This is a genomic window from Streptomyces sp. NPDC096040, assembly GCF_040303265.1.
In the GTDB taxonomy this organism is placed as follows: Bacteria; Actinomycetota; Actinomycetes; order Streptomycetales; family Streptomycetaceae; genus Streptomyces.
In genome coordinates, this window is the sequence record NZ_JBEOTA010000023.1 from 145,141 (window position 1) to 154,047 (window position 8,907).

Consider the following 8,907-nt stretch of genomic DNA (forward strand, 5'->3'; position numbering starts at 1 on the left):
AGCCCTACTGGGGTGACTCCCACTCCTTCAACAACACGACATCCTTCAAAAACCCCCGCACCCCCAGGAACTGCGAGAGATGCTCCCGGTGCTCGTCACAGGCGAGCCAGGTCTTCCGCCGCTCCGGCGTGTGGATCTTCGGGTTGTTCCACGCCAGCACCCACACCGCGTCGGCCCGGCAACCCTTCGCTGAACAGATAACGTCACTCACTGCTTCGTCTCGCACTGCTTCGTCTTGCGCTGTGTTGTCTTGCGCTGTGTTGTCTTGCAAAGGCGGGCCCCGCAAACAAGGCGACGCCGAGCAGCCACGGGGGGAGCTGCCCGGCGTCGGTCCGTCGCTCCGACGGGGGATGCGGAGCGCGTACGCAGTATGTCATGGGTCACCCGTCGCCCGGCACCGGAACAGCGCGATTGATCTGAGCTTTTATTGAGCTTTGTGTGGAGCCACCGGCCGCTCAACCCGCGTCCCCGGTGCTCAGACCGACTCCGGCCGCTCACCGCGCATCCCCGCCGCCGGGTCGGCCACCACGTCCTCCGGGACGGATTCCGGGTGCGGGTCCTCCGCGCGCGGCGGCGCGATCATCAGCCTTGTCGGTGCGACACCGAACGTCGACGGAAGCGATGACGGCCGCTCCCGGCCCGCATTGGCGATGACGACCGCCACGTAGGGGAGCAGTGCCCCGAGCACCAATGCGACGACGGCGACGTACCGCTCCACGTTCCACAACGTGACCGCCAAAATCACCGACAAGGTCCGGACGGTCATGGAGATGACGTACCGCCGCTGCCGGCCGCGCACGTCCTCCGCAAGGCCGGTGCGGGCCCCGGTGATCCGGAACACCTGGACGCTGCCGCCGCCACGCTGCTTCCGCATCACATTCCACCATCCGCCCGCATCGGACTCGCCCAGGCCCGTACTCTGTCCACACCCGTACGGGGAACCGGGCCAGGACGCCTCTTACGTTACGCCGCGCCTGCGCCGCCTTCGAGACCGGGTCGCCCGCCCGCCTGCGTGAACGTCATGCGCCTTACCGCGTACGGGCGTACCGACATGCGCCGTACGGCGGACGGGCCGAGACTTGGCGTAATGCTCACGTCGAGCCGTACGAGGAGGCAGCCATGGGCTGGTTGTGGGCGATCATCGTGGGTTTTGTGCTGGGCCTGATCGCGAAGGCGGTCATCCCGGGCAAGCAGCACAGCCCCCTCTGGCTGACGACCATCTTCGGCATGCTGGGCGCGATCGCCGGCAACGCGATCGCCCGCGCGGCGGGCGTGGCGTCAACCCCGGGTATCGACTGGACCCGTCATCTCTTCCAGCTGGTCGCCGCGATCATCATCGTGTTCCTGGGAGACATGCTGTACATGGCGACGCTGGGCAAGCGCAGGCACCGAGTCTGAGGCGCCGGAGGCCGAAAGCGCCCCTGAGGGGTGCGGGCTGTGTCAACAGAACACCCCGCACCCCTGTGACGCTCAGGAACCAACGACCTCCACAGCCGCCAGATTCTTCTTCCCCCGCCGCAGCACAAGCCACCGCCCATGCAGCAGCTCCTCCACGGAGGGCACCTCGTCCTCGGCGGTCACCTTCACGTTGTTCACGTAGGCCCCGCCCTCCTTCACGGTCCGCCGGGCGGCGGACTTGCTGGCCACCAGCCCGACCTCGGCGAACAGATCGACCACCGGAGCGAGCTCGGCGACCTGGATGTGCGGCAGCTCGGAGAGCGACGCGGCCAGAGTCTTCTCGTCCAGCTCCGCCAGCTCCCCCTGGCCGAAGAGCGCACGGCTCGCGGCGATCACCGCGGCCGTCTGGTCGGCGCCGTGCACCAGCGTCGTCAGCTCCTCGGCCAGCGCCCGCTGGGCCGCCCGCGCCTGCGGACGCTCCTCGGTCTGCTTCTCCAGGTCCTCGATCTCGTCGTGCGACTTGAAGCTGAAGATCCGCAGGAACTTGGAGACGTCCCGGTCGTCCGCGTTCAGCCAGAACTGGTAGAAGGCGTACGGCGTGGTCATCTCCGGGTCGAGCCAGACCGTGCCGGACTCCGTCTTGCCGAACTTGGTGCCGTCGGCCTTGGTGATCAACGGCGTGCCCAGCGCGTGGACCACGGCGCCGGGCTCGACCTTGTGGATCAGATCGGTGCCCGAGGTGAGGTTGCCCCACTGGTCGCTGCCGCCGGTCTGCAGCGTGCAGCCGTACCGCCGGTACAGCTCCAGGAAGTCCATGCCCTGGAGGATCTGGTAGCTGAACTCGGTGTAGCTGATGCCCTCCTGGGACTCCAGACGCCGGGCGACGGCCTCCTTCGCGATCATCTTGTTGACGCGGAAGTGCTTGCCGACGTCCCGCAGGAACTCGATGGCGGACATGCCCTGGGTCCAGTCCAGGTTGTTGACCATGACCGCCGCGTGCGGCCCCTCGAAGTCGAGCAGCGGGGCGATCTGCGCGCGCAGCCGCTCGACCCACTGGGCGACGACCTCGGGCGCGTTCAGCGTGCGCTCGGCAGTCGGCTTCGGGTCGCCGATCAGGCCCGTGGCACCCCCGACCAGGCCCAGCGGGCGGTTGCCCGTCTGCTGGATCCGGCGCATCGTCAGGATCTGCACGAGGTTGCCGAGGTGCAGACTGGGCGCGGTCGGGTCGAAGCCGCAATAGAACGTGACAGGACCGTCCGCGAACGCCTTGCGCAATGCGTCCTCGTCCGTGGAGAGGGCGATGAGCCCCCGCCACTTCAGCTCGTCGACGATGTCCGTCACGGTTCTCGTATCTCCTTGGGCGATCTTCGGATGATCTTCGGGCAGTCGAGCGACCACCGGCTACGAGGTTATACGCCCTGACTGACAGAGCTCATGTTGAAGTCGGGCACGCGCAGCGCGGGCATCGCAGCCCTAGTGAACCAGTCGCTCCACTCCCTCGGCAGCGTCTTTTCCGTGCGCCCCGCCTCCGTGGCCCGTCCCAGCAGGTCCACCGGCGACTCGTTGAACCGGAAGTTGTTCACCTCTCCTGTGACCTGGCCGTTCTCCACCAGGTACACGCCGTCCCGGGTCAGGCCGGTGAGCAGCAGCGTCGCCGGGTCCACCTCGCGGATGTACCAGAGGCAGGTCAGCAGCAACCCGCGCTCGGTCGCCGCGACCATCTCCTCCAGGGAGCGGTCCTGGCCGCCGTCCAGGATCAGGTTCCCGCCCGCCGGGGCGACCGGCAGCCCGGTCAGACCGGCCGTGTGCCGGGTGGTCGTCAGGTGCTTCAGCTCACCGTCAGCGACCCAATCGGTGGCGCCGACCGGCAGCCCGTTGTCGAAGACCGACTGGTCACCGCCGGAGGAGTGCGCCACGACGAACGGCGCGGACTCCAGCCCCGGCTCGTTCGGGTCGCTGCGCAGGGTCAGCGGCAGGTCGGTCAGCTTCTCGCCGACGCGGGTGCCACCGCCCGGCTTGGAGAACACCGTCCGCCCCTCGGCCGCGTCCCGCCCGGACGCCGACCACAGCTGGTAGATCAGCAGGTCGGCCACGGCGGTCGGCGGCAGCAGCGTCTCGTACCGGCCCGCCGGCAGCTCCACTCTGCGCTCCGCCCAGCCGAGCCGTACGGCCAGCTCGGCGTCGAGCGCGCCCGGGTCGACGTCCTTGAAGTCCCGCGTCGACCTCCCGGCCCAGGCCGACCGGGTACGGTCCGGCGACTTGGCGTTCAGCTCAAGGGTGCCGTTGGGCTGGTCGTGGCGCAGCCGCAGCCCGGTCGAGGTGCCGACGTACGTCGAGACCAGCTCGTGGTTGGCGAAGCCGTACAGCTCACGGCCACCGGCACGCGCGCGTGCGAAGGCCTCGCCGAGCGCCGGGGCGAAGTCGGTGAACACGGCGGAGGAGGTCTCGGCGGGCGCGTCCGTGAAGTCCGGCGCCTCCGGTACGCCGGTGACCAGCGGCTGCGCGTCCTCGGCTGGACCGGCGCCCCGCGCGGCGGCCTCGGCGGCCCGCACCAGCGGCTCCAGGTCGTCGGCGGTCACGGCCGACCGGGACACGACACCCGAGGCCGTCCCCTCCTTGCCGTCGACGGTCGCGACGACGGTGAGCGAACGGCCGCGCGTGACGCCGTTCGTGGTGAGCGCGTTGCCGGCCCAGCGCAGGTTGGCGGTGGAGTGCTCGTCGGCGATGACCACGCAGCCGTCGGCTCGGGAGAGCTCCAGAGCGCGCTCGACGATCTCGTGCGGCTTGTTGTTGCGGGCGCTCATCGACCGGCCTCCTGCGTGGTGTTGAGGATGTTGACGCCCTTGAAGAGGGCCGAGGGGCAGCCGTGGGACACGGCGGCGACCTGTCCCGGCTGAGCCTTGCCGCAGTTGAAGGCGCCGCCCAGGACGTAGGTCTGCGGGCCACCGACGGCCGCCATGGAGCCCCAGAAGTCGGTGGTCGTCGCCTGGTAGGCGACATCCCGCAGCTGTCCGGTGATCCGCCCGTTCTCGATCCTGAAGAACCGCTGGCCGGTGAACTGGAAGTTGTAGCGCTGCATGTCGATCGACCAGGAACGGTCGCCGACGACATAGATCCCGCGGTCGACCCCGCCGATCAGGTCCTCGGTCGACAGCCCGCCCGGATCGGGCTGGAGCGAGACGTTGGCCATGCGCTGCACGGGCACATGCCCGGGTGAGTCGGCGTACGCGCACCCGTTGGAGCGCTCGAAGCCGGTCAGCTTCGCGATCCTGCGGTCCAGCTGGTAGCCGACGAGCGTGCCGTCCTTCACCAGGTCCCAGGACTGGGCCTCGACGCCCTCGTCGTCGTACCCGATGGTCGCCAGGCCGTGCTCGGCGGTGCGGTCGCCGGTGACGTTCATCAGCTCGGAGCCGTACCTGAGCTTGCCGAGCTGGTCGAAGGTGGCGAAGGAGGTGCCGGCGTAGGCGGCCTCGTAGCCGAGCGCGCGGTCCAGCTCGGTGGCGTGGCCGATGGACTCGTGGATGGTCAGCCACAGGTTGGACGGGTCGACCACCAGGTCGTACAGCCCCGCCTCGACGCTCGGCGCCCGCATTTTCTCGGCGAGCAGCTCCGGGATCCGCTCCAGTTCGGCGTCCCAGTCCCAGCCGGTGCCGGTGAGGTACTCCCAGCCACGGCCGACCGGCGGTGCGACGGTCCGCATCGAGTCGAACTCGCCGCTCGACTCGTCCACCGACACCGCGGTCAGCTGCGGGTGCAGCCGCACGCGCTGCTGGGTGGTCACGGTTCCGGCCGTATCGGCGTAGAACTTGTTCTCACGCACGGTGAGGAGCGAGGCGTCGACATGGTTGACGCCGTTCGCCGCCAGCAGCCGCGCGCTCCACTCCGCGAGCAGCGCGGCCTTCTCCTCGTCGGGCACGGTGAACGGATCGATCTCGTACGACGAGACCCAGGTCCGCTCCGCGTGCACCGGCTCGCCGGCCAGCTCGACGCGCTCATCGGACCCGGCGGCCTTGATGACCTGCGCCGAGAGCTTCGCCATGGCCACCGCCTGGGAGGCGACCCTGGCGGCCGCGTCCAGGGTCAGGTCCACCCCCGACGCGAAACCCCAGGTACCGCCGTGCACGACCCGGACCGCGTATCCGAGGTCGGTGGTGTCGGACGATCCGGCGGGCTTGGCGTCCCTGAGGCTCCAGGACGCGCTGCGCACCCGCTCGAACCGGAAGTCCGCGTGCTCGGCCCCCAGCGCACGCGCGCGTGCCAGCGCGGCGTCGGCCAGGGCCCGTAGCGGAAGAGCCGTGAAGGCTTCGTCGATGGAATGAGGCACGGAGGTCTCCCTGCTGTCGTGGCCTGTCCGCCCGATCATGTCGCGCCCGCGGGCATACGGACCACAGGTTTCGGCCCGGCGCCGGTCCTTTCTGTAGGGACCCGACAGCGACACCCCCGCGCCACTGTCGGTGCCCGCTTGCTCGCGGTGATGGCGGGACCGATAGGTTTTCGATGAAGCCACCTGTCGTGCCGGCTGTTCCGGCGGGTGGTCAGACCGAACGAAAGGGTGATCCGTTGAGCCGCTCGGTTCTCGTCACTGGAGGCAACCGGGGCATCGGCCTCGCCATCGCCCGCGCTTTCGCCGACAACGGCGACAAGGTTGCCATCACATACCGCTCGGGTGAGCCGCCGGCCGTCCTCAAGGAATGGGGCTGCCTCGCCGTCAAGTGCGACATCACCGACTCCGAGCAGGTGGAGCAGGCCTACAAGGAGATCGAGGACGCGCACGGCCCGGTCGAGGTCCTGATCGCCAACGCCGGCATCACCAAGGACACGCTTCTCATGCGCATGTCCGAGGAGGACTTCACCTCGGTCGTCGACACCAACCTCACCGGCACCTTCCGCGTGGTCAAGCGCGCGAACCGCGCCATGCTGCGCGCCAAGAAGGGCCGCGTCGTCCTCATCTCCTCGGTCGTCGGCCTCTATGGTGGTCCCGGCCAGGCCAACTACGCCGCCTCCAAGGCCGCCCTGGTCGGCTTCGCGCGGTCCCTCGCCCGTGAGCTGGGCTCGCGCAACATCACCTTCAACGTCGTCGCGCCCGGCTTCGTCGACACCGACATGACCAAGGTGCTCACCGACGAGCAGCGCGCCACCATCGTGTCGCAGGTGCCGCTCGGCCGGTACGCGCAGCCCGAGGAGGTCGCCGCGACGGTGCGGTTCCTCGCCTCGGACGACGCCTCGTACATCACTGGAGCCGTCATCCCTGTTGACGGCGGACTGGGAATGGGTCACTGATCACCATGAGCGGAATCCTCGAGGGCAAGCGTGTCCTGATCACGGGCGTGCTGATGGAGTCCTCCATCGCCTTCCACGCGGCCAAGCTGGCCCAGGAGCAGGGCGCCGAGATCATCCTCACCGCGTTCCCGCGGCCCACGCTGACCGAGCGCATCGCCAAGAAGCTCCCCAAGCCCACCAAGGTCATCGAGCTCGACGTCACCAACGACGAGCACCTCGGGCGGCTGGCCGACCTCGTCGGTGAGGAGCTCGGCGGACTCGACGGTGTCGTGCACTCCATCGGCTTCGCCCCTCAGGACGCGCTCGGCGGCAACTTCCTCAACACGCCCTTCGAGTCCGTCGCGACCGCGATGCACGTCTCGGCGTACTCCCTGAAGTCGCTGACCACGGCCTGCCTGCCGCTGATGCAGAACGGCGGCTCGGTCGTCGGCCTCACCTTCGACGCCCAGTACGCCTGGCCGCAGTACGACTGGATGGGCCCGGCCAAGGCCGCCCTGGAGGCCACCAGCCGCTATCTCGCCCGCGACCTCGGCAAGCAGAACATCCGCTGCAACCTCATCTCCGCCGGCCCAATCGGCTCCATGGCCGCCAAGTCCATCCCGGGCTTCACCGAGCTGGCCTCGGTCTGGGACCACCGCTCCCCCCTGGAGTGGGACCTCAAGGACCCCGAGCCGGCCGGCAAGGGCATCGTCGCCCTGCTGAGCGACTGGTTCCCGAAGACCACCGGCGAGATCGTCCACGTGGACGGCGGTCTGCACGCCATCGGCGCCTGACCCGCAAGGACACCGTCAGCACGGACCTACGGACTTACCGAGGCCCGCATCCTGTGAGGGGTGCGGGCCTCACCCGTTCGGCCCACCGGCCGGGCCGTCGCCGTACCGGCGGCGCACCCTGGGAGCACGCGTCGGATTACGCGTTCACCGCGCGATTCCCTCCCCAGCCCGGCCGAGGAGGTCCCCTTGTGCGCCTGTCCCGCAGCCTGGCCCCAGTGACCGTGGCCCTCGCCCTTGTGCTGGCCCTGCCCTACGACGCCGTGTGCCACGCGCGCGTGCCGGGCGGTCACAGGCCGGCCCCGGAGCTGTTCGGCGCGTCGTGCCGGACGACCGTCCGCGGCTCCCATGTGGTGGCCTACTGCCACAACCCCTATGTGGACACCGATCGGGTACGGCTGCACATCGAGTGCGCCAAGTGGTGGGACATCGACACCGACGGCTCCCCGGTCGACACCGGGCCGGCGATGACCGTACGGCTCACCGGCCGCTGCTGGCAGGACGTCCGCTCGGTGTGGGTCAGCCACCAGAAGGCGAGCTGAACCTGTCCGGACGGCACAGGTACGGGTAGCTGGCCGCTTCCTTGGCGGCCGAGTCCGCGTCGCCCGCGCGGATCGCGTCGACCAGGCGGGCATGGTCCATGTACGTCTCCGGCGTCAGCTCGGCGCCGACGTCCGCGCGCAGCCAGTCCCGCAGCACCTCGCCCAGGTCGGCGTACATCGCCGTCATCACGTCGTTGTGCGAGGCGGCCACCACGGCCAGGTGGAAGGTCGCGTCCGCCGTCACGAAGGCCTCCGCCTCGCCGGACTCCCAGGCCTGCTCGCGGCGCACCAGAATGGCGTCGAGCTGCCTGAGGTCCTTCTCCGTGCGCCGGGCCGCGGCCAGCCGGGCCGCCGACGACTCCAGCGTGGAGCGCAGCTCGGCGATGTGCCGGGGATCGGCCCCTGCGAACCGGCGGTGCATCACGCCGGCCAGCTCACTGGTCGCCACGACGTACGTGCCGGAGCCCTGGCGGATGTCCAGCAGGCCGTTGTGCGCCAGCGCGCGGACGGCCTCCCGGACGGTGTTGCGAGCCACCCCGAGCTGCTCGACCAGCTCCGGCTCGGTGGGGATGCGTGAGCCGACCGGCCACTCGCCGGAGGCGATCTGGTTCCGCAGCTCGGCGATGACCTGCTCGGACAGCGCCGAGCGGCGCGGGTGGCTCAGAGGCATGACACACCTTCGCACGCGAGGGCCGGGCGGCGGCAGCGGGGTCGCCGTGGTCCTCCGCCCGAGACTGGACAACCAATCATCCCATGATTCTATGATGGGCGCATGGGAGCCGAGGAAACCACCGCGACGACATCCACGACAGCACGCCCGACGGCACCCGGCGGGAGTCCCGTGCGGCGACCGGGTCGTGGGTCACCATGACCACCGTCTGGCCCAGTTCGCGCACCGAGTTGCGCAGGAAGCCCAG

At 69.7% G+C, this 8,907-nt stretch carries 10 protein-coding genes and 1 pseudogene; 4 read left to right on the plus strand and 7 right to left on the minus strand.

Going from position 1 to position 8,907, the window contains the following annotated elements:
* Positions 1 to 4 precede the first annotated feature (4 nt).
* A complete protein-coding gene (locus ABTY98_RS29335) occupies positions 5 to 211 on the minus strand; it encodes a hypothetical protein (RefSeq protein ID WP_352224039.1) in 207 nt (68 codons plus the stop codon).
* A gap of 264 nt (positions 212 to 475) precedes the next feature.
* On the minus strand, positions 476 to 874 hold the full coding sequence (locus tag ABTY98_RS29340) for a DUF3099 domain-containing protein (protein ID WP_352224040.1): 399 nt from the start codon (positions 872 to 874) through the stop codon (positions 476 to 478).
* A gap of 245 nt (positions 875 to 1,119) precedes the next feature.
* On the opposite strand from ABTY98_RS29340, the gene ABTY98_RS29345 reads away from it, so the two are divergent.
* A complete protein-coding gene (locus ABTY98_RS29345) occupies positions 1,120 to 1,398 on the plus strand; it encodes a GlsB/YeaQ/YmgE family stress response membrane protein (protein WP_352224042.1) in 279 nt (92 codons plus the stop codon).
* Positions 1,399 to 1,470: 72 nt separating this feature from the next.
* Here ABTY98_RS29345 and tyrS read toward each other — a convergent pair whose 3' ends face one another.
* The 3 genes from tyrS to ABTY98_RS29360 form a co-directional block, all read right to left on the minus strand.
* A complete protein-coding gene (gene tyrS / locus ABTY98_RS29350; RefSeq protein ID WP_352224043.1) occupies positions 1,471 to 2,739 on the minus strand; it encodes a tyrosine--tRNA ligase in 1,269 nt (422 codons plus the stop codon).
* Positions 2,740 to 2,807: 68 nt separating this feature from the next.
* The gene (locus tag ABTY98_RS29355; protein ID WP_352224044.1) at positions 2,808 to 4,202 is read right to left on the minus strand and encodes a metallopeptidase TldD-related protein; all 1,395 of its coding nucleotides are present in this window, start codon (positions 4,200 to 4,202) and stop codon (positions 2,808 to 2,810) included.
* Positions 4,199 to 5,722 (minus strand): TldD/PmbA family protein, encoded by a 1,524-nt coding sequence (locus tag ABTY98_RS29360; RefSeq protein WP_352224045.1) that lies wholly within the window; start codon positions 5,720 to 5,722, stop codon positions 4,199 to 4,201. The genes ABTY98_RS29355 and ABTY98_RS29360 overlap by 4 nt, the downstream gene beginning before the upstream one ends.
* Positions 5,723 to 5,958: 236 nt before the next feature.
* Between ABTY98_RS29360 and fabG the strand changes: the two genes are divergently transcribed.
* The 3 genes from fabG (at position 5,959) to ABTY98_RS29375 (ending at position 7,990) form a co-directional block, all read left to right on the plus strand.
* Positions 5,959 to 6,678 (plus strand): 3-oxoacyl-[acyl-carrier-protein] reductase, encoded by a 720-nt coding sequence (gene fabG / locus ABTY98_RS29365; protein WP_352224046.1) that lies wholly within the window; start codon positions 5,959 to 5,961, stop codon positions 6,676 to 6,678.
* A gap of 5 nt (positions 6,679 to 6,683) precedes the next feature.
* Positions 6,684 to 7,451, plus strand: coding sequence for an enoyl-ACP reductase FabI (gene fabI / locus ABTY98_RS29370; RefSeq protein ID WP_352224047.1), 768 nt, complete (start codon positions 6,684 to 6,686; stop codon positions 7,449 to 7,451).
* 188 nt (positions 7,452 to 7,639) lie between these two features.
* Positions 7,640 to 7,990, plus strand: a complete 351-nt coding sequence (locus tag ABTY98_RS29375) for a hypothetical protein (protein WP_352224048.1) — start codon at positions 7,640 to 7,642, stop codon at positions 7,988 to 7,990.
* On the opposite strand, the gene ABTY98_RS29380 is transcribed toward ABTY98_RS29375, so the two are convergent.
* Both ABTY98_RS29380 and ABTY98_RS29385 read right to left on the minus strand, forming a co-directional pair.
* A complete protein-coding gene (locus ABTY98_RS29380; RefSeq protein WP_352224049.1) occupies positions 7,968 to 8,660 on the minus strand; it encodes a FadR/GntR family transcriptional regulator in 693 nt (230 codons plus the stop codon). The two genes, ABTY98_RS29375 and ABTY98_RS29380, sit on opposite strands and share 23 nt — an antisense overlap.
* A gap of 154 nt (positions 8,661 to 8,814) precedes the next feature.
* A pseudogene (locus ABTY98_RS29385) lies at positions 8,815 to 8,907 on the minus strand (ABC transporter ATP-binding protein); the annotation flags it as partial.

What these genes read in the sequence shown, in the direction of transcription:
- ABTY98_RS29345 (WP_352224042.1), top strand. Translation starts at nt 1,120, where the DNA reads ATGGGCTGGTTGTGGGCGATCATCGTGGGTTTTGTGCTGGGCCTGATC.
- ABTY98_RS29380 (WP_352224049.1), bottom strand. Translation starts at nt 8,660, where the DNA reads ATGCCTCTGAGCCACCCGCGCCGCTCGGCGCTGTCCGAGCAGGTCATC.
- fabI (WP_352224047.1), top strand. Translation starts at nt 6,684, where the DNA reads ATGAGCGGAATCCTCGAGGGCAAGCGTGTCCTGATCACGGGCGTGCTG.
- ABTY98_RS29340 (WP_352224040.1), bottom strand. Translation starts at nt 874, where the DNA reads ATGCGGAAGCAGCGTGGCGGCGGCAGCGTCCAGGTGTTCCGGATCACC.
- ABTY98_RS29355 (WP_352224044.1), bottom strand. Translation starts at nt 4,202, where the DNA reads ATGAGCGCCCGCAACAACAAGCCGCACGAGATCGTCGAGCGCGCTCTG.